Annotated in this window: 19 protein-coding genes; 12 read left to right on the top strand and 7 right to left on the bottom strand. The window is 60.1% G+C overall.

All coding sequences use genetic code 11. From position 1 onward, the window contains the following. Positions 1-67: 67 nt before the first annotated feature. Together FQ192_RS16185 and rph are read right to left on the bottom strand one after the other, a co-directional pair. Positions 68-433, bottom strand: a complete 366-nt coding sequence (locus FQ192_RS16185) for a DUF4870 domain-containing protein (protein ID WP_149659481.1) — start codon at positions 431-433, stop codon at positions 68-70. Positions 434-462: 29 nt separating this feature from the next. Then, the gene (gene rph / locus FQ192_RS16180) at positions 463-1,185 is read right to left on the bottom strand and encodes a ribonuclease PH (protein WP_046030686.1); all 723 of its coding nucleotides are present in this window, start codon (positions 1,183-1,185) and stop codon (positions 463-465) included. Positions 1,186-1,456: 271 nt separating this feature from the next. On the opposite strand from rph, the gene FQ192_RS16175 reads away from it, so the two are divergent. The 6 genes from FQ192_RS16175 to FQ192_RS16150 all read left to right on the top strand — a co-directional run bounded on the left by FQ192_RS16175 (position 1,457) and on the right by FQ192_RS16150 (position 6,748). Continuing rightward, positions 1,457-2,320 carry a YicC/YloC family endoribonuclease gene (locus FQ192_RS16175; protein WP_149659480.1) on the top strand — a complete coding sequence of 288 codons (864 nt, stop codon included), beginning with the start codon at positions 1,457-1,459 and terminating at the stop codon, positions 2,318-2,320. A 12-nt stretch (positions 2,321-2,332) separates the two neighbouring features. Beyond that, on the top strand, positions 2,333-2,953 hold the full coding sequence (gene gmk, locus FQ192_RS16170) for a guanylate kinase (RefSeq protein WP_149659479.1): 621 nt from the start codon (positions 2,333-2,335) through the stop codon (positions 2,951-2,953). A gap of 167 nt (positions 2,954-3,120) precedes the next feature. Further along, the gene (gene rpoZ, locus FQ192_RS16165) at positions 3,121-3,384 is read left to right on the top strand and encodes a DNA-directed RNA polymerase subunit omega (protein ID WP_007894670.1); all 264 of its coding nucleotides are present in this window, start codon (positions 3,121-3,123) and stop codon (positions 3,382-3,384) included. A gap of 57 nt (positions 3,385-3,441) precedes the next feature. Further along, entirely contained in the window at positions 3,442-5,547 is a 2,106-nt protein-coding gene (spoT, locus tag FQ192_RS16160; protein ID WP_149659478.1) for a bifunctional GTP diphosphokinase/guanosine-3',5'-bis pyrophosphate 3'-pyrophosphohydrolase, read from the top strand. A 24-nt stretch (positions 5,548-5,571) separates the two neighbouring features. Then, a complete protein-coding gene (locus FQ192_RS16155) occupies positions 5,572-5,952 on the top strand; it encodes a RidA family protein (protein WP_003229509.1) in 381 nt (126 codons plus the stop codon). Positions 5,953-6,007: 55 nt separating this feature from the next. Beyond that, positions 6,008-6,748 carry a hypothetical protein gene (locus tag FQ192_RS16150; protein ID WP_149659477.1) on the top strand — a complete coding sequence of 247 codons (741 nt, stop codon included), beginning with the start codon at positions 6,008-6,010 and terminating at the stop codon, positions 6,746-6,748. Positions 6,749-6,870: 122 nt separating this feature from the next. Here FQ192_RS16150 and FQ192_RS16145 read toward each other — a convergent pair whose 3' ends face one another. After that, complete coding sequence (locus FQ192_RS16145) at positions 6,871-7,728, bottom strand: SDR family oxidoreductase (protein WP_149659476.1); 858 nt, start codon at positions 7,726-7,728, stop codon at positions 6,871-6,873. Between the two features lie 189 nt (positions 7,729-7,917). On the opposite strand from FQ192_RS16145, the gene exbB reads away from it, so the two are divergent. From exbB to FQ192_RS16115, 6 genes are all read left to right on the top strand, one after another. Continuing rightward, complete coding sequence (exbB, locus tag FQ192_RS16140; protein ID WP_149659475.1) at positions 7,918-8,889, top strand: tonB-system energizer ExbB; 972 nt, start codon at positions 7,918-7,920, stop codon at positions 8,887-8,889. Between the two features lie 6 nt (positions 8,890-8,895). Next, positions 8,896-9,324: a TonB system transport protein ExbD gene (gene exbD / locus FQ192_RS16135; RefSeq protein WP_149659474.1), complete on the top strand. Its 429-nt coding sequence runs from the start codon at positions 8,896-8,898 to the stop codon at positions 9,322-9,324. Next, the gene (locus FQ192_RS16130; protein WP_149659473.1) at positions 9,321-10,070 is read left to right on the top strand and encodes an energy transducer TonB; all 750 of its coding nucleotides are present in this window, start codon (positions 9,321-9,323) and stop codon (positions 10,068-10,070) included. The genes exbD and FQ192_RS16130 overlap by 4 nt, the downstream gene beginning before the upstream one ends. 265 nt (positions 10,071-10,335) lie before the next feature. Further along, positions 10,336-11,265, top strand: a complete 930-nt coding sequence (locus tag FQ192_RS16125; RefSeq protein WP_123408680.1) for a hydrogen peroxide-inducible genes activator — start codon at positions 10,336-10,338, stop codon at positions 11,263-11,265. Positions 11,266-11,274: 9 nt separating this feature from the next. Beyond that, on the top strand, positions 11,275-13,350 hold the full coding sequence (recG, locus tag FQ192_RS16120) for an ATP-dependent DNA helicase RecG (protein WP_054048424.1): 2,076 nt from the start codon (positions 11,275-11,277) through the stop codon (positions 13,348-13,350). 79 nt (positions 13,351-13,429) lie between these two features. Continuing rightward, positions 13,430-14,830: an aminoacyl-tRNA deacylase and HDOD domain-containing protein gene (locus FQ192_RS16115; RefSeq protein ID WP_149659472.1), complete on the top strand. Its 1,401-nt coding sequence runs from the start codon at positions 13,430-13,432 to the stop codon at positions 14,828-14,830. A gap of 129 nt (positions 14,831-14,959) precedes the next feature. On the opposite strand, the gene FQ192_RS16110 is transcribed toward FQ192_RS16115, so the two are convergent. From FQ192_RS16110 to FQ192_RS16095, 4 genes are all read right to left on the bottom strand, one after another. Continuing rightward, entirely contained in the window at positions 14,960-15,343 is a 384-nt protein-coding gene (locus tag FQ192_RS16110; RefSeq protein WP_133835380.1) for a helicase, read from the bottom strand. Positions 15,344-15,505: 162 nt separating this feature from the next. Beyond that, complete coding sequence (locus FQ192_RS16105; RefSeq protein WP_149659471.1) at positions 15,506-16,105, bottom strand: lysozyme inhibitor LprI family protein; 600 nt, start codon at positions 16,103-16,105, stop codon at positions 15,506-15,508. Continuing rightward, positions 16,102-17,829, bottom strand: a complete 1,728-nt coding sequence (locus FQ192_RS34455) for a bacterial transcriptional activator domain-containing protein (protein ID WP_256672291.1) — start codon at positions 17,827-17,829, stop codon at positions 16,102-16,104. The genes FQ192_RS16105 and FQ192_RS34455 overlap by 4 nt, the downstream gene beginning before the upstream one ends. Further along, complete coding sequence (locus tag FQ192_RS16095) at positions 17,826-18,248, bottom strand: hypothetical protein (protein ID WP_256672290.1); 423 nt, start codon at positions 18,246-18,248, stop codon at positions 17,826-17,828. Before FQ192_RS16095 ends, FQ192_RS34455 begins: the two co-directional genes overlap by 4 nt. Between the last annotated feature and the right edge of the window lie 13 nt (positions 18,249-18,261).

The raw sequence follows: 18,261 nt of genomic DNA, 5'->3' as shown, positions 1-18,261 counted from the left end.
TGCCCTGACAAGTCAGGGCATTTGTTTTACAGCGCTCAATGTAAGGCGGGCCTGTCCGGCTTGATCGTTACTTGATCACCCGCCAGGTGAACGGATATCGATAAGGCACCCCTTCATTGGCTTTCACGCCAGCGATGATCGTCAGCACCAACGCGCCGATGGCGATCAGGCCCAGCAGGAAGAACCCGATGACCACCAACATCAAAAAGAACGATAGGGTCGCGGCGATGGCGACGGTGATCTGAAAATTGAGCGCTTCCTTGCCCTGCGCATCAATAAACGGATCACTCTCGCGCTTCATCTGCCAGAGAATCAACGGGCCAATCAGCGTACCAAACGGAATCCAGATCCCCAGCAAGGCGGACAAGTGACAAAACATTGCCCACTGACGAACCTCCTGGCTCGGCGTGGGTAGCAGTTGCTGATCACTCATGGCGTCCTCCTTGGTGTGGAAAGGTTCGATCAGTCAGCCAGGGCGGCTTTCTGCAGTTCGAAAATTTCATTCATGCCTTTCTTGGCCAGTTCCAGCATGGCGTTCAGCTCTTCCGGCTGGAACGGCGCGCCTTCAGCGGTGCCCTGGACTTCGATGAAGCCGCCAGTGCTGGTCATCACGACGTTCAGGTCAGTCTCGGCAGCCGAATCTTCCAGGTAGTCAAGGTCAAGCACAGGTTCGCCCTGGTACATGCCCACCGAAACGGCCGCGATCATTTGCTTGAGCGGGTCGCCGCCTTTCAGGCCGCCGCGCTTCTTGATCACTTTCAAGGCATCGACCAGCGCAACCATGGCGCCAGTGATGGATGCGGTGCGAGTCCCGCCATCAGCCTGGATCACGTCGCAATCGACGTACAGGGTGACATCGCCCAGCTTGGACATGTCCAGCGCAGCGCGCAGGGAACGGCCGATCAGGCGCTGGATTTCCAGGGTGCGCCCGCCTTGCTTGCCACGGCTCGCTTCACGCTGGTTACGCTCGCCGGTGGCGCGCGGCAGCATCCCGTATTCAGCGGTCAACCAGCCTTGGCCCTGACCTTTAAGAAAACGTGGCACGCCGTTCTCGACGCTGACGGTGCAGATGACTTTGGTATCACCGAACTCGACCAGCACAGAACCCTCGGCGTGTTTGGTGTAGTTGCGGGTAATGCGGATCGAGCGGAGCTGATCGGCAACGCGACCACTTGGACGTTTCATAGGGAATACCTGTACTGGGGACGGAAAACTGCGAAGCATTATAGAGCCGCCAGCCACGACTGGGCACTTCTAAAAAATCCGGCCGACGGTTGAAGGCGGCAAAAAGTGCCTAACCGACGGCCTGCTGCCCTTTGTCACAGGGTGTGTTTGGGCGCATCCGCCCCACTGCGCTACAATCCTGCGCCTTTGCTGCCAGTCGGCTTACATTCATTGATATCGGGTCCGCGAAGCCCTACGGGTTTCGCGCCGGCCTGCATTGCGAGGTACCTCCATGGTGCACAGCATGACCGCCTTCGCCCGTGTCGAAAACGCCGGCGTCCAAGGCACCCTGAGCTGGGAACTGCGCTCGGTCAACAGCCGCTACCTGGAACCGCACCTGCGTCTGCCGGAATCCTTTCGCGACCTCGAAGGCGCCGTCCGCGAAGCGCTGCGCCAGGGCATTTCCCGAGGCAAGCTGGAATGCACCCTGCGTTTCACTGAAGAAAGCACTGGCAAAACCCTGCAAGTGGATCGCGAGCGCGCCGCGCAATTGGTCGCGGCCGCCGAAACGATTGCCGGCCTGATCAAGAACCCGGCGGCGTTGAACCCGCTGGAAGTCCTGGCCTGGCCCGGCGTGCTGGTGGGCGACGCTACTGACCCGCAAGCCCTGAATGCCGAGGCACTGGCGCTGTTCAATCAAGGCTTGAAAGAGCTGAAGGCCGGCCGCGAGCGCGAAGGCGCGGAGCTGGCTCGCCTGATCAACGAGCGCCTGACGTCCATTGAAGAAGACGTCGTGACCCTGCGCGAACTGGTCCCGCAGATGCTCGCCACCCAGCGCCAGAAAGTCCTCGATCGCTTTGCCGACATGAAAGCCGATATGGACCCCCAGCGCCTGGAGCAGGAAATGGTCATGCTCGCGCAAAAGAGCGACGTCGCCGAAGAACTGGATCGCCTGAGCACCCACATCATCGAAGTGCGCCGGGTGCTCAAGTCCGGCGGTGCGGCCGGTCGGCGCCTGGACTTCCTGATGCAGGAACTCAACCGCGAAGCCAATACACTGGGCTCCAAAGCCTTCGATCCGCGCAGCACCCAGGCGGCGGTCAACCTCAAAGTGTTGATCGAGCAGATGCGCGAACAAGTACAGAACATAGAGTAAGGCTACCCCGACATGACCCACAGCACCGGCACCCTTTACATCATTTCCGCGCCTTCGGGCGCGGGCAAGAGCAGCCTGGTCAAGGCCCTGACCGACTCCGACCAGGAAATCCGCGTCTCGGTTTCCCACACCACCCGCGCCATGCGTCCCGGTGAAGTGGACGGCGTGAACTATCACTTCGTCTCGCGCGAAGCGTTCGTGAAGATGGGCGAACACGGTGATTTCCTGGAGCGCGCCGAAGTGTTCGGCAATCTCTACGGCACCTCGCAAAGTCACTTGCAGCAGACCCTGGACGCGGGCCACGACCTGATCCTGGAAATCGACTGGCAGGGCGCCGAGCAAGTGCGCAAGTTGATGCCGCAAGCCCGTTCGATCTTCATTCTGCCGCCGTCCCTGGAAGCCTTGCACCAGCGCCTGACCAATCGCGGCCAGGACAGCGACGAGATCATTGACGGCCGGATGCGTGAAGCGGTCAGCGAGATGAGCCACTATGTCGACTACGACTACCTGATCATCAACGACGATTTTGCCCACGCCCTGCACGATTTGAAGGCGATTTTCCGTGCCAATCAGCTGCATCAGAAGCGTCAGCAGCAGCGTAACGGAAAACTTTTGGCTGAATTGCTCGGCTAAACAGCTCTTCCCAAAACCGCTGCGGGGGCTTTACATTGGCACTTGCAGCGCGTTGAAGGGCTTGGTCAAAAAATCAGCGCTTCCCTAATCGCTGGTGATTTTTTAAACTGTTGAGTCCGCTCGCCCAACCGGGCAGCGCGCATATTGCATTCGCTCCGAGGAATACCATGGCCCGCGTAACCGTTGAAGACTGCCTGAACCACGTGGAAAACCGTTTTGAGCTGGTCATGCTGTCCACCAAACGTGCCCGTCAACTGGCCACCGGCGGCAAAGAGCCACTGGTTCAGTGGGAAAACGACAAGCCTACCGTTGTAGCGCTGCGTGAAATCGCTGAAGGCCTGATGAGCTATGAGTTCATCGCCAATGCTGAAATCGTCGAAGACGAACCGCTGTTCGCAGCGTTCGAGGACGAGTCCAACGAGGCCGTCTAAGCCTATGCCTGGTCGACGTAGCACGGCGCGGGGTCACAGCGAACGGCAGGAGTCATCATGCCGAGCATAGACGCCCTCGCCGATCGCTTATCGACCTACCTCGGCAAGGACCAGGTGAACCTGGTCCGCCGAGCGTATTTCTACGCCGAACAAGCCCACGACGGCCAACGCCGCCGCAGCGGTGAGGCGTATGTCACGCATCCCCTTGCCGTGGCGAATATTCTTGCCGACATGCACATGGACCATCAGAGTTTGATGGCCGCGATGCTGCATGACGTGATCGAAGACACCGGGATTGCCAAGGAAGCGCTGCAAGCGCAGTTCGGCGAAACCGTGGCCGAACTGGTCGACGGGGTCAGCAAACTGACCCAGATGAACTTCGAGACCAAAGCCGAAGCCCAAGCCGAAAACTTCCAGAAAATGGCCATGGCCATGGCGCGCGATATTCGCGTGATCCTGGTCAAGCTCGCCGACCGCCTGCACAACATGCGCACGCTGGAAGTGCTGTCCGGCGAAAAACGCCGGCGCATCGCCAAGGAAACCCTGGAAATCTATGCGCCCATCGCCAACCGGCTGGGCATGCACGCCATCCGCATAGAATTCGAAGACCTCGGCTTCAAGGCCATGCACCCGATGCGTTCCGCACGGATCAACCAGGCGGTCAAACGCGCCCGGGGCAACCGCAAGGAAATCGTCAACAAGATCGAAGAGTCCCTGAGCCATTGCCTGGCGATTGATGAAATCCAGGGCGAAGTCAGCGGACGGCAGAAACACCTTTACGGCATCTACAAGAAAATGCGCGGCAAGCGTCGGGCCTTCAACGAGATCATGGACGTCTACGCGTTCCGGATCATCGTCGACAAGGTCGATACCTGCTACCGCGTGCTAGGTGCTGTGCATAATTTGTACAAACCGTTGCCGGGACGCTTCAAGGATTACATCGCGATCCCCAAGGCCAACGGCTATCAGTCGCTGCACACCACGCTGTTCGGCATGCACGGCGTACCGATCGAGATCCAGATCCGCACCCGTGAAATGGAGGAGATGGCCAACAACGGCATCGCCGCCCATTGGCTGTACAAATCCAGCGGCGACGAGCAACCAAAAGGCACTCACGCCCGCGCCCGCCAGTGGGTCAAAGGCGTGCTGGAAATGCAGCAGCGCGCCGGCAACTCGCTGGAATTCATCGAAAGCGTGAAGATCGACCTGTTCCCGGACGAGGTCTACGTGTTCACGCCCAAAGGCCGGATCATGGAGCTGCCCAAAGGCTCCACAGCGGTCGACTTCGCTTACGCGGTGCACACCGACGTCGGCAACAGCTGCATCGCCTGCCGGATCAATCGTCGTCTCGCACCGCTGTCCGAACCGCTGCAAAGCGGCTCCACGGTCGAGATCGTCAGCGCGCCTGGCGCGCGGCCGAACCCGGCGTGGCTCAACTTCGTGGTCACCGGCAAGGCGCGGACCCACATCCGCCATGCGCTGAAGCTGCAACGCCGCTCCGAATCCATCAGCCTCGGCGAACGCCTGCTGAACAAGGTCCTCAACGGTTTCGACAGCATCCTGGACAAAGTCCCGGCCGAGCGCGTCAAGGCGATGCTCACCGAGTACCGCCTGGAACTGATCGAAGACCTGCTCGAAGACATCGGCCTGGGCAATCGCATGGCCTATGTGGTCGCTCGCCGCCTGCTGGGCGAAGGCGAACAACTGCCGAGCGCCGAAGGCCCACTGGCGATTCGCGGCACCGAAGGCCTGGTCCTCAGCTACGCCAAGTGCTGCACGCCGATCCCGGGCGACCCGATTGTCGGGCACCTGTCGGCGGGCAAAGGCATGGTCGTGCACCTGGACAACTGCCGCAACATCAGCGAAATCCGCCACAACCCGGAAAAATGCATCCAGCTCTCGTGGGCCAAGGATGTCACCGGCGAATTCAACGTCGAGTTGCGCGTCGAACTGGAACATCAGCGCGGCCTGATCGCCCTGCTGGCCAGCAGCGTCAACGCGGCCGACGGCAATATCGAAAAAATCAGCATGGACGAACGCGATGGTCGCATCAGCGTGGTCCAACTGGTGGTCAGCGTGCACGACCGTGTGCATCTGGCCCGCGTGATCAAGAAACTGCGCGCCTTGACCGGGGTGATTCGCATCACCCGCATGCGTGCGTAGCCCATCCATTACAAGGAGTCATTCATGACCAAGACTGTTATCACCAGCGACAAAGCCCCGGCCGCCATCGGCACTTATTCCCAGGCGATCAAGGCTGGCAATACCGTCTACATGTCGGGTCAGATTCCCCTGGACCCAAAAACCATGGAACTGGTCGAAGGCTTCGAAGCCCAGACCGTCCAGGTGTTCGAGAACCTGAAAGCCGTGGCTGAAGCCGCTGGCGGTTCGTTCAAGGACATCGTCAAACTGAACATCTTCCTCACCGACCTGAGCCACTTCGCCAAGGTCAACGAGATCATGGGCAAATACTTTGACCAGCCCTACCCTGCCCGCGCCGCCATTGGCGTTGCAGCCCTGCCAAAGGGTTCGCAGGTAGAAATGGACGCCATTCTGGTCATCGAGTAATACATCCGGCGCAGCCTCCCAGGTTGCGCCGTTTTCGTTTTGAAAGGATTCCACCATGCGCAAAGCGCTTGCCCTCTCCTTGCTCGCCGTTTTCCTCGGCGGCTGCGCCAGCAACCCTGCCGACCGTGATATCAGCGGCACCTGGATCAACCAGGTGGCCATCGATGCTGCCTCCAAGGGCGGCCCCCTGCGCGAAGCGCTCCAGGCTTACGGTCCGAACCTGGAATGGGACGTCAACACCAAGGCCAGCCAGGCCCGCTACACCAACGGTTTTGAAAACGTCGAAGGCAAGCTGCTGGCCGATGAGTCCGGCGCCTGGAAAGTCGACTTCTATGGCAGTTCCGCCAGCGAACTGCGACGTGACGGCAAGCAATTGAGCCAGGTCGCCAACGACAACGAACCGGCGCAAGTCTTCGACCGCGCCCTGATTCCAGTCCCGGAAGGCGCGCCAATTGGCGCCAGCTTCGAACGCGCGCTGTACTCGGCCTACATGGGCGGCAGCTGGAAAATCGTCAACGGCCAGGGTGAAGGCAGCACCGTGCAGTTCCAGGCGGATGGCCAGGTGGCCGGCCTGCCGGGTGCGGATCGTTATGCCCTGTGTCTGGCGGGTGACTGCGCGTCGATGAGCGGTGGCAACGACAATATGTGGCTGCAACTCAACGGCCAGGGCAACACCTGGATCTTTGCGCGTAAAGGCAAGGAACTGGAAATCTTCCAGGCCGTGAACACGGCGCAGGCGGATGAAATGCCGCAGTTCACACCGGGTGATCGCAAGTGGTTGCTGGAAAAGCAGTGATCGAATACCTGTAGGAGCGAGGCTTGCCCGCGAAAGCGTCATAACATCCAACATCTATGTCGGCTGTTACATCGCTTTCGCGGGCAAGCCTTGCTCCTACAGTTGTTTTGGGTGACTCGAAGTTAGCTGCGGTCTCCAAGAATTGCGGCATAGCCTTCGCGATAACTCGGGTACTTCGGCTCCCAGCCCAGCGCTTTCGCCCGCGCATTGCTGCAACGCTTGCTGCCAGTCCTGCGCACACTCTCGTTCTCGGCCCACTCGGTCACGCCCAGATACTCACGCAACCAGCCCACCACGTCAGCCAATGGCGCAGGCGCATCGTCGACGCCTATATAGACGTTATCCAGCGCAACTCCTCGCTGATCAGCCTCAAGCAGATACGCCATCAACCCAGCCGCATCGTCCGAGTGAATGCGGTTGCCGTATAACGGCGGGTCAATCGCCACGCGATAACCGCGACGAACCTGAGTCAGCAGAAATTCGCGTCCCGGACCGTAAATCCCGGTCAGCCGCACGATGCTCGCCGGGATGCCGCTATTAAGGGCAATTTGCTCGGCTTCCAGCATCACTTGCCCGGAATAACCAGCCGCCACAGTCGGTGAAGTCTCGTCGACCCACTCGCCCTCCTGCTGGCCATAAACGCTGCTGCTGGACACGAACAGCAACCGATTCGGCACCTGGCCGTAATCGCCCAGCCATTCCAGCACGTGCTGCAAACCCTGAATATAAGCGGCGCGATAACCTGCTTCATCGTGATCGGTGGCCGCCGCGCAATACACCAGGTAATCCACCGCACCGATTGGCCAGGTTTCCGGACAGTCTTTATTGAACAAGTCGCCGGCAACGCCAATCACCCCTTCGGGCAGGCGCGAGACGTCACGCCGCAAGCCGTGAACTTCCCAACCCGAAGCCAGTAATTGCGTGGCCAGACGACTGCCGACATCACCGCAGCCGGCGATCAAAACAGATGGCGCAGACATCAGAAAACTCCCTCAGGAAAGGTACAGATTAGCGCCCGTAAAGGACGATCGGATAGCAATGGAGGAAAAAAAGAGAAGCCATTACTTCTGTTAACAAGAATTACTTGCAATAATGCCGACCACTTTTGTTCTCGGCCTTACGAGGCCTGGAAGAACATTTACCCTATTTTTCTCTCAGGTCCGGCCAGCATGACACGCAATCAATTCCCCGCTTCGCCAACCAAACGACCTCGCGCCTGGAGCGCTGTGGCCGCCCTGCTGCTCAGCCTGATGCTGGCGCCTGTTGCCGCTTTCGCTGATGCACAAGCACCTGCCACTCCTGCTGCCACCGCTGCAGCCCCGGCGGATCACGCCGCTCCCGCCGTAGTACCTGCCGCAACCGATCCGGCCCCGGCGGTAGATGCCAACGCCGAAGACGCGCCAGAAGTCCTCGAACCGGACAATTCCCTGGGCATGGCCCACGACCTGTCGCCATGGGGCATGTACCAGAACGCCGATATTATCGTGAAAATCGTGATGATCGGCCTGGCCATCGCCTCGATCATCACCTGGACCATCTGGATCGCCAAGGGCTTTGAGCTGATGGGCGCCAAGCGTCGTCTGCGCGGTGAGATCGTCCACCTGAAGAAAGCCACCACCCTGAAAGAAGCCAGCGCCAGCGCCACCAAGCAAGGCACCCTCGCTCATCTGCTGGTCCACGATGCCCTCGAAGAAATGCGCCTGTCGGCCAACAGCCGCGAGAAAGAAGGCATCAAGGAACGTGTCGCCTTCCGCCTCGAGCGTCTGGTTGCCGCCTGCGGTCGCAACATGAGCAGCGGCACCGGCGTGCTCGCCACCATCGGTTCCACCGCGCCGTTCGTGGGTCTGTTCGGCACCGTGTGGGGCATCATGAACAGCTTCATCGGCATCGCCAAAACCCATACCACCAACCTCGCCGTCGTCGCTCCCGGCATCGCCGAAGCCCTGTTGGCTACTGCGCTGGGCCTGGTTGCCGCGATTCCTGCCGTGGTCATCTACAACGTCTTCGCCCGCTCCATCGCCGGTTACAAGGCGCAGGTGTCGGACGCCTCTGCTGAAGTCCTGTTGCTGGTCAGCCGTGATCTGGATCACCTGCCGACGGCTGAGCGCTCCACGCAACCCCACGTGGTCAAAGTAGGGTAATCAGCCATGGGCTTGCATTTGAAAGAAGGCGCAGACGACGATCTGGTCGAGAACCACGAAATCAACGTCACGCCGTTTATCGACGTGATGCTGGTGCTGTTGATCATCTTCATGGTGGCTGCACCGTTGGCCACCGTGGACATCAAGGTCGACCTGCCGGCCTCCAGCGCCAAACCGGCGCCACGGCCAGAGAAACCGGTATTCCTCAGCGTAAAAGCTGACCAGCGCCTGTTCCTCGGTGAAGACGAAGTGAAGGCCGAAGCACTCGGCGCCACCCTCGACGCCCGGACCAAGGGCAAGAAAGACACGACGATCTTCTTCCAGGCCGATAAAGGCGTGGATTACGGCGACCTGATGAGCGTGATGGACAACCTGCGCTCCGCCGGTTACCTGAAGGTGGGTCTGGTCGGGCTTGAGACGGCAGTCAAGAAATGATCACGACGCGCCATAAGCTGACGCGTTACAGCGGGAGCCTGGCCGTGGTGCTGGGCGTCCATGCGCTGGCCATTGCGCTGGCGGTGAACTGGACGGCGCGCCCACCGATTGAATTGCCTCCCCAGGCGATGATGGTCGAGTTGGCGCCGCTTCCGGCCCCACCACCGCCGGCACCGCCGAAGGTGATCACGCCGCCACAGCCACCGGCCCCGGTGGAAGAACTGCCGATCCCGAAACTGGCGCAAGTGCCTAAGGCAGAAATTGCCGTGCCGAAACCGGTCAAACCCAAGCCCACGCCGCAACCGCCCAAGCCTGTGGAGAAAAAGCCGGAGCCGCCGAAGGAAAAACCGTCCGAGGAAAAACCGAGCGACGCGCAACCGACCCAGGCCCCGACCGAGAAATCCGCACAACCGGCGCCAGGACCATCGCCCGCCCAGCAGGCCGCCAAGGCCAGTTGGCAAGGCACCCTGCTCGCGCACTTGGCCAAGTACAAAAAGTACCCGGCCAGCGCGCAATCAAGGGGCAAGGAAGGTCTGAACCGCCTGCGCTTCGTGGTCGATGGTGAAGGCAATGTGTTGTCGTTCGAACTGGTGGGCCGTTCCGGCAACGCCGACCTGGACCGGGCGACCCTGGACATGATCAAACGTGCCCAGCCGCTGCCCAAGCCACCGGCCGACATGCTGAACAACGGCTCGATCGAAATCGTTGCACCGTTTGTTTATTCGCTGGAAAAACGCCGGCGCTAAACAACACACGGCAACTGTAAGAGCGAAGCTCGCTCGCGAAGAGGCCATCACATCCAACATCCATGTTGGCTGATAAACCGCTTTCGCGAGCAAGCTCTGCTCCTACAGGTTATGCAGCGGCCATAAAGGCACCGAAAGGTGCCTTTTGCTTATCCGCCAGCGGCAAACCCGCATTGCCCTGTGTCACTCAACACACTCTCTCTGATAACGTGCGTCTATCGATTGCAGCCGGTATGCTTGGCCCGCAACTTCATGGACGCTCGCTATGACTCTTACAGAATTACGCTACATCGTTACCCTCGCCCAAGAGCAGCACTTCGGCCACGCGGCCGAGCGTTGCCACGTCAGCCAGCCGACCCTGTCGGTGGGCGTGAAAAAGCTTGAAGACGAACTCGGTGTGCTGATTTTCGAGCGCAGCAAGAGCGCCGTGCGCCTGACTCCGGTCGGCGAAGGCATCGTGGCCCAGGCGCAGAAAGTCCTGGAACAGGCCCAAGGCATCCGCGAACTGGCCCAGGCCGGCAAGAACCAACTGACCGCGCCGCTGAAAGTCGGCGCGATCTACACCGTCGGCCCGTACCTGTTTCCACATCTGATTCCACAACTGCACCGGGTCGCCCCGCAGATGCCGTTGTACATCGAAGAAAACTTCACCCACGTGCTGCGCGACAAACTGCGCAACGGCGAGCTCGACGCGATCATCATCGCCCTGCCGTTCAACGAAGCCGACGTGCTGACCCTGCCCCTCTACGACGAACCGTTCTACGTCCTGATGCCGGCCCAGCACCCGTGGACCCAGAAAGAAACCATCGACGCCGCCCTGCTCAACGACAAGAGCCTGCTGCTGCTCGGTGAAGGCCACTGCTTCCGCGACCAGGTGCTGGAAGCCTGCCCGACCCTGGGCAAAGGCAACGACGGCGCCAAGCACACCACGGTGGAATCCAGCTCCCTGGAAACCATCCGCCACATGGTCGCTTCCGGCCTGGGCATCTCGATCCTGCCGTTGTCGGCCGTGGACAGTCACCACTACGCCCCCGGCGTGATTGCCGTGCGTCCTCTGTCGCCGCCGGTGCCGTTCCGCACCGTGGCCATCGCCTGGCGCGCCAGCTTCCCGCGGCCGAAGGCGATTGAAATCCTCGCTGACTCCATTCGCCTGTGCTCGGTGGCCAAGCCACAAGCGCCGGTGGTGGCCGGTTAAGTCGCTGCCATGACCGAGTTGTCGCAAGTGTCAGTGACGGCACTCAAGGGTGTCGGTGAAGCCATGGCCGAGAAATTGGCCAAGGTCGGCCTGGAGAATCTCCAGGACGTGCTCTTTCACCTGCCGTTGCGCTACCAGGACCGCACTCGTGTGGTCCCGATCGGCCATTTGCGACCCGGTCAGGACGCCGTGATCGAAGGCACCGTCAGCGGCGCCGACGTGGTCATGGGCCGCCGCCGGAGCTTGGTTGTACGGATTCAGGACGGCACCGGCGGGCTCAGCCTGCGCTTCTACCATTTCAGCAACGCCCAGAAAGAAGGCCTGAAACGCGGCACGCGGATTCGCTGCTACGGCGAAGCCCGGCCCGGTGCCTCGGGGCTGGAAATCTACCACCCGGAATACCGCGCCATCACCGGCGACGAGCCGCCGCCGGTGGATGAAACCCTGACCCCGGTTTACCCGCTCACCGAAGGCCTGACCCAACAACGCCTGCGCCAACTGTGCATGCAAACCCTGACCCTGCTCGGCCCTACAAGCCTGCCCGACTGGCTGCCGACCGAACTGGCCCGGGACTATCAACTGGCGCCGCTGGCCGATGCGATCCGCTACCTGCATCACCCGCCCGCCGATGCCGACGTCGACGAACTCGCCCTCGGTCATCACTGGGCGCAGCATCGCTTAGCCTTTGAAGAACTGCTGACCCATCAACTGTCCCAGCAGCGCCTGCGCGAAAGCATGCGTTCCCTGCGCGCGCCGGCGATGCCCAAAGCCACCAAGCTGCCGGCCAAGTACCTGGCCAACCTCGGCTTCACGCCGACCGGCGCCCAGCAACGGGTCGGCAATGAAATCGCCTACGACCTCAGCCAGCACGAGCCGATGCTGCGCCTGATCCAGGGTGACGTCGGCGCCGGCAAAACCGTGGTCGCCGCCCTCGCCGCGTTGCAAGCGCTGGAGGCCGGTTATCAGGTTGCCTTGATGGCGCCGACCGAGATCCTCGCTGAACAGCATTTCATCACCTTCAAGCGCTGGCTCGAACCGCTGGGCATCGAAGTCGCGTGGCTGGCCGGCAAGCTCAAGGGCAAGAACCGCGTCGCGGCGTTGGAGCAAATCGCCAACGGCGCGCCCATGGTGGTCGGCACTCATGCGTTGTTCCAGGAAGAAGTGCAGTTCAAGAACCTCGCGCTGGCAATCATCGACGAACAGCACCGCTTCGGCGTCCAGCAGCGCCTCGCCCTACGGCAGAAAGGCGTGGGCGGACGGATGTGCCCGCATCAACTGATCATGACCGCCACGCCGATTCCACGGACGTTGGCCATGAGCGCCTACGCCGACCTCGACACCTCGATCCTCGACGAACTGCCTCCCGGTCGAACCCCGGTCAACACCGTGCTGGTCACCGATACACGGCGCGTTGAAGTCATCGAACGGGTGCGCGGCGCCTGTGCCGAAGGACGTCAGGCCTATTGGGTTTGCACGCTGATCGAAGAATCCGAAGAGCTGACCTGCCAAGCGGCGGAAACCACTTACGAAGACCTGACCGCCGCCCTTGGCGAGTTGAAGGTCGGGCTGATCCATGGGCGCATGAAGCCTGTCGAGAAAGCTGCGGTGATGGCCGAATTCAAGGCGGGCAACCTGCAACTGCTGGTCGCGACCACGGTGATTGAAGTCGGCGTCGACGTGCCCAACGCCAGCCTGATGATCATCGAAAACCCCGAACGCCTCGGCCTCGCGCAACTGCACCAGTTGCGCGGTCGTGTCGGTCGGGGCAGCGCCGCCAGCCATTGCGTGCTGCTCTACCATCCGCCGCTGTCACAGATCGGCCGTCAGCGCCTGGGCATCATGCGCGAGACCAACGACGGATTTGTCATCGCCGAAAAAGACCTCGAACTGCGCGGCCCCGGCGAAATGCTCGGCACACGCCAGACCGGCCTGCTGCAATTCAAGGTCGCGGACCTGATGCGTGACGCCGACCTGCTGCCCGCCGTGCGCGATGCGGCCCAGGCGCTGCTGGAGCGCTGGCCCGATCATGTCAGCCCGTTGCTTGATCGCTGGCTGCGCCATGGGCAGCAATACGGCCAAGTGTGAGCACCGTCGCAGTTTCTGGACCATGGCTTTAAACAAGCTGGTTATACTCCAGCAATTGTTTCAAAAACGGATACACACCATGACCGAAGCTGCCCTCATCCCCGAAACCCCGCACGCTCCGTCTGTTATTCGGCTGCTGCTCGGCAAGCTGGGCATCGCCTACGAAGAAGTCCTCGACCATCACGGCCTCAACGCCGCACGTAAAGTGCAGGCGGTTTTGCTGGATGATGCGGTCGGCGCACTCATGGTGCTGTTCCCGCAGAGTCAGTTGCTGGACCTCAATCGCCTCGCCGAACTGACGGGCCGCCGACTGACGGCTGTCTCGACCGAACGCCTGGAGAAGATGCTCGGCAAACACAGCCTGAGCCTGCTGCCCGGCCTGCCGGCGCTGACCAGTTCACCGTGCCTGTACGAAGAAAGCCTGCTGCGCGAGCCGAAGTTGCTGATCAACTCGGGCGAGCCGAATGTGCTGCTGGAAATCACCAGCGAAGCCTTCAAGAGCATGCTGACCAAGGCCAGCGCCGCCAACTTCGGCGAAGCCCTGACCAGCATCCGCCCGAACCTCGACCGCCCCGACGATGACCGCGAGGAAATCACCCAGGCCGTCCAGGCGTTCACCGCGCGGCGCATCCAGCAACGCCTGGAAGCCACCATCGAGATTCCGCCGCTGGCCGAAACCGCGCAAAAAATCATCAAGCTGCGGGTCGACCCCAACGCCACCATCGACGACATCACCGGCGTGGTTGAAACCGACCCGGCTTTGGCCGCGCAAGTCGTGAGCTGGGCGGCGTCGCCGTATTACGCCTCGCCGGGCAAGATTCGTTCGGTGGAAGACGCGATCGTTCGGGTGCTGGGTTTCGATCTGGTGATCAACCTGGCCCTGGGCCTGGCCCTCGGCAAGACCTTGAGCCTGCCCAAAGACCACCCGCAACACACCACGCCGTACTGGCAGCAATCGATCTACACCGCCGCCGTCATCGAAGGCCTGACCCGCGCCATGCCCCGGGCCCAGCGCCCGGAAGCCGGCCTGACCTACCTCGCCGGCCTGCTGCACAACTTCGGCTACCTGCTGCTGGCCCACGTGTTCCCGCCGCACTTCTCGCTGATCTGCCGCCACCTGGAGGTCAACCCGCACCTGTGCCACAGCTATGTTGAACAACATCTGCTGGGCATCAGCCGCGAACAGATCGGTTCCTGGTTGATGCGCTATTGGGACATGCCGGATGAGTTGGCGACTGCGCTGCGCTTCCAGCACGATCCGGGCTATGACGGCGCCTATGCCGAATACCCGAACCTGGTATGCCTGGCGGTGCGTTTGCTGCGCAGTCGCGGGATTGGCTCCGGGCCGGATGAAGACATCCCGGATGCGTTGCTGGAGCGTGTGGGCCTGACCCGCGACAAGGCCAACGACGTGGTCAGCAAAGTGCTTGAAGCCGAAGTGCTGCTGCGCGAACTGGCCTCGCAGTTCACCCAGGCCTAAAAGCTTCGCGGGCAAGCCTCGCTCCAGTAGGAGCAAGGCTTGCCCGCGATGAACCCTACCCGATCGTTCCCACGCTCCCGCGTGGTAACGCATCCCGTGACGCTCCGCGTCACAGCCCCAACACCGAACTCAAGCCTTAGGCTTAGCCTTCCTCGGCTTCAAATACTTGGTCAACCCCTGGAACCAGATCACCAGCGCCGGGTTGCCCTTGATTTGAATCGACTTGTCCTGAATCCCCGTCATAAACGCCAACTGCTTGTTCTTCGCCTGCATCGTGGCAAAGCCATACGCCGCGTCTTTAAAGGCAATCGCAAACGCCGGTTCGGCATACACCCCGGACTTGCTGGTGATGCGCTGATCCTTCACGCGAAAATGCCGCGCCACCTTCCCGTCCAGGGTCTGGAGTTGAAACACCAGTTCCTTGTCCCCCAACTGCTGTTGAAACGCAGGATTGGTCCGACTGGCCTTACCCATCAACAAACCCAGCATCCACAGAAGAAAACGAAATTTCATGCGCACAGCCTCAAAGAAAAATGAACGGCCGGCGCAGTGTAGCGACTTCAGACGATAACGACACTATTGCGTTGTGTTTGAAGAAGATGATGCGGTTTTTGGCGTCAATGACTGCCAAGTCACGCTTTTCAACTAACGAGGCAACGCCTCTACGGCCCACGATCAACGATTGATCGGCAACTGAAAACGCATCCGCTGCCCACATAGATCCAGGTCTTCTCGGAACAGACCGTAAGCCATCTCACAGTGACCAGCCACGTAGTGCTGCCATACCGGGTCAACCAGCGGCTCGCCTCCCAACCGCTGCGCTGCTGCCTCCATCGTCATGGCGTTGTCTTTACCCACCATCGCCAGGGTCGCGTTGTAGAAACCATCGTTGGTCATCCCGGTCTGCAAATACATCAATTCGTTCAGCCGGCCATTGGTGGTGTGCAGCAGACAGGACCACTTTTTGAGTGCCGCCGCCTCACCCGCCTCAGCCTTTTGATAAAGCGTTTCGCAGTATTCTTCCTTGAACTTCACCCAACTGCGCTGCACATCAATCAATAACTTCCTGTTGTCCGGGGCCAAGCTGGCCTGCGCTTTTTTGTATTGATCGTTCAATGCGGTGTCGAGTGCATCGAAGGTTTTTTGGCTGCAGATCAACCAATCAGATGTTTCAAAACTGTCGACATTGCAGTTCGGCTGGGCGAAAGCCGAGAACATGGACGCCGCCAGGACCACGCCTGCGAAATTCACAAACGCCTTCTTGCATCCGTTCATTCCACCACTCCACTGCTACGCTCAGCCACACGCGCAGGAATCTTCGACGCCTTGCCCGCGTCGCTCATTAGCGAGGCGTACTTCGTGTAAGCCTGTGCCGCCAGCGCTTTATTCTTCAGGCCCCAGTAACTGTCCGCGAGGTTGAGATAGGCCACGGTTCGGGTGGGGTTTCTGGCGATCACTGCGTTCAACAACTCAATGGACTCTTCGTAATTGCCGGTTTCACCGAAGAGAAACCCCAGGTCGTTGGACCAACCCGGCATCTGCGCGAAGTCATACTTTTGCGCGATGTAGCTGTCCGGATTGCAGTGTCCGCTGCCGCCATCCATCAGGAAGTTCGCCATCGCCGTCGAAACGGCCTCGGTCTGCCCTTTTCGATACAGCGCCAACGCCTTGTCGAGCTGTTCCGCGACGTCCGTCATCATCAATTTTTTGTATTCGCTGCCCGCTTGAATGCGCAACTCAGACAACTGTTCAAACAGCTTGCGACCATCGAAAGATGCCAAAGACATTTCGCCGATCAGGTTTTTGGGTACTTCTTCAACACTGACAAGCGAGTGATCACAGGACTCGTTGTTGACCACCTGCAATACATGTTTCAGCTCGAACTGCCTGGAGTTTTTGTTGTAGCGAAACACCAGGTTGAAGTTATAAACGGCGTTATCTTCTTCGCTGCTGACCAGTACAAGGGCGTTCCCGGCTTCGGCAGAGGACTGCTTGACCGACACGGTGTCACCTTGCAGATCGATGACCTTCAGCACGCCAGCCGGGTTGTTGATGATGTTGACGCTGAAGATGTCGCTCGTAGCCGAGGAGTATTGGCTCTTGATCAACGGCAATGCCTTGGCCGTATCCAGCAAGATGTCGTTGCCGGTGCCGTGTTCAGGTGTGATCTGCAGGCGGCGGAAGTCTGCACCGGCTGCACCGGACAGCACAGACACGTTTTGACGGGATGCGTCACCCAATAAACTGGCCTGTTGCTGTTTGATCACCGTTGGCGGGTTGGCATTGGAACTTGGCTGCGCGACCTTGCCCGTGCTCTGCGAAGCCGTTTCTTTCAAGGGCAGCGCGCAGCCGGAATCACACGCCAACTTCAAAAGCTCAGGCTCGTCCGTCCCCTCGAACACATAAGTTGCCGCGCCATTGCGTTGCCCGTCGCTGTACACCGGCACACTGACTGCCAACGAAGCGGCGGTCGAAGAGGCCGGGGCCGGATCCACAACCGTTACCACGTTTGCTTCAGCGTCCTTGCAAAGGGTATCGGCTGCCGACTCCAAGAGTGACTTCCCCGTATGCGCGCCCAACTTCGCGCTGACCGGACGGCAGTCATAGCCATGCCAGTAAGGGCCCACTTGCATCGAGATATTCTGGGAAAAAATATAGAGATGGTTCAGGACGACTTCTTTGCCGTCATAACTGAAGACCACCCAACGGCGAGACTTAGCGGAAGAGTAATTCTCACTGTCCAGAATGTACTGATTGCCGGATCGATACAGCGCGTTGGTAAACATCGCGCCGGTATATTCCGCGTCGTCGAACAGTCGCTTTCCTGAGCTGGCATCTAAAACATAGCCCTCTTCATCCAAGGCCACTGAACAACTGCCGGTCGCCTTGCCGTAATACCCACAGATCGTTGCGTGGGGGAAAACCGACTCAGCAGCACTCGCGCCAAAGCTCAATAGCGCCATCAAGCACATTGAAATCTTCAAGGTAAACAGCTTCACCACTGACACCCCTTCTCGGCAGAAGACTCAGTCAACGGGTGATGATCAAACTCAAACCGTTTCTTGGTTTTGGCATTGGTGTAGGACATGCCGTAAATCAACGCACCCTGGCGCACCATGACGTATTCACCGGTGACGGCGCCGCCCACGACTTCGACCCAGGTGGTGGTGAATTGAAAAGGCCGGCCCTCGGCCATTTCTTCTTGCTCGGTACTTTTGAACACCAGCGGGATCGACTCTTTGGACGTCCCATACTTGGCCCCGGCCCCGCTCCACTTCGCGGCTTCATCACGGTAGATCCTGAACTCAAGCTTTATGTTTTTACCCTCCAGAGATTGAAAACAGTCAATTTCCGTTTCCACTTCGCTGTGAGCGAATGCGGGGAAGGCCAGCAACATCAGCATCAATAACTTTTTCAAAGACAACTCCCTT

Source organism: Pseudomonas sp. ANT_J12, assembly GCF_008370045.1.
GTDB lineage: Bacteria > Pseudomonadota > Gammaproteobacteria > Pseudomonadales > Pseudomonadaceae > Aquipseudomonas.
This window is presented reverse-complemented; position numbering and strand designations above follow the sequence as displayed.

What these genes read in the sequence shown, in the direction of transcription:
- FQ192_RS16125 (WP_123408680.1), top strand. Translation starts at nt 10,336, where the DNA reads ATGACTCTTACAGAATTACGCTACATCGTTACCCTCGCCCAAGAGCAG.
- recG (WP_054048424.1), top strand. Translation starts at nt 11,275, where the DNA reads ATGACCGAGTTGTCGCAAGTGTCAGTGACGGCACTCAAGGGTGTCGGT.
- gmk (WP_149659479.1), top strand. Translation starts at nt 2,333, where the DNA reads ATGACCCACAGCACCGGCACCCTTTACATCATTTCCGCGCCTTCGGGC.
- FQ192_RS16175 (WP_149659480.1), top strand. Translation starts at nt 1,457, where the DNA reads ATGGTGCACAGCATGACCGCCTTCGCCCGTGTCGAAAACGCCGGCGTC.
- FQ192_RS16155 (WP_003229509.1), top strand. Translation starts at nt 5,572, where the DNA reads ATGACCAAGACTGTTATCACCAGCGACAAAGCCCCGGCCGCCATCGGC.
- FQ192_RS16130 (WP_149659473.1), top strand. Translation starts at nt 9,321, where the DNA reads ATGATCACGACGCGCCATAAGCTGACGCGTTACAGCGGGAGCCTGGCC.
- FQ192_RS16185 (WP_149659481.1), bottom strand. Translation starts at nt 433, where the DNA reads ATGAGTGATCAGCAACTGCTACCCACGCCGAGCCAGGAGGTTCGTCAG.
- spoT (WP_149659478.1), top strand. Translation starts at nt 3,442, where the DNA reads ATGCCGAGCATAGACGCCCTCGCCGATCGCTTATCGACCTACCTCGGC.
- exbB (WP_149659475.1), top strand. Translation starts at nt 7,918, where the DNA reads ATGACACGCAATCAATTCCCCGCTTCGCCAACCAAACGACCTCGCGCC.
- FQ192_RS16105 (WP_149659471.1), bottom strand. Translation starts at nt 16,105, where the DNA reads ATGAACGGATGCAAGAAGGCGTTTGTGAATTTCGCAGGCGTGGTCCTG.
- FQ192_RS16150 (WP_149659477.1), top strand. Translation starts at nt 6,008, where the DNA reads ATGCGCAAAGCGCTTGCCCTCTCCTTGCTCGCCGTTTTCCTCGGCGGC.
- rph (WP_046030686.1), bottom strand. Translation starts at nt 1,185, where the DNA reads ATGAAACGTCCAAGTGGTCGCGTTGCCGATCAGCTCCGCTCGATCCGC.
- FQ192_RS16115 (WP_149659472.1), top strand. Translation starts at nt 13,430, where the DNA reads ATGACCGAAGCTGCCCTCATCCCCGAAACCCCGCACGCTCCGTCTGTT.
- exbD (WP_149659474.1), top strand. Translation starts at nt 8,896, where the DNA reads ATGGGCTTGCATTTGAAAGAAGGCGCAGACGACGATCTGGTCGAGAAC.
- rpoZ (WP_007894670.1), top strand. Translation starts at nt 3,121, where the DNA reads ATGGCCCGCGTAACCGTTGAAGACTGCCTGAACCACGTGGAAAACCGT.
- FQ192_RS16145 (WP_149659476.1), bottom strand. Translation starts at nt 7,728, where the DNA reads ATGTCTGCGCCATCTGTTTTGATCGCCGGCTGCGGTGATGTCGGCAGT.
- FQ192_RS16110 (WP_133835380.1), bottom strand. Translation starts at nt 15,343, where the DNA reads ATGAAATTTCGTTTTCTTCTGTGGATGCTGGGTTTGTTGATGGGTAAG.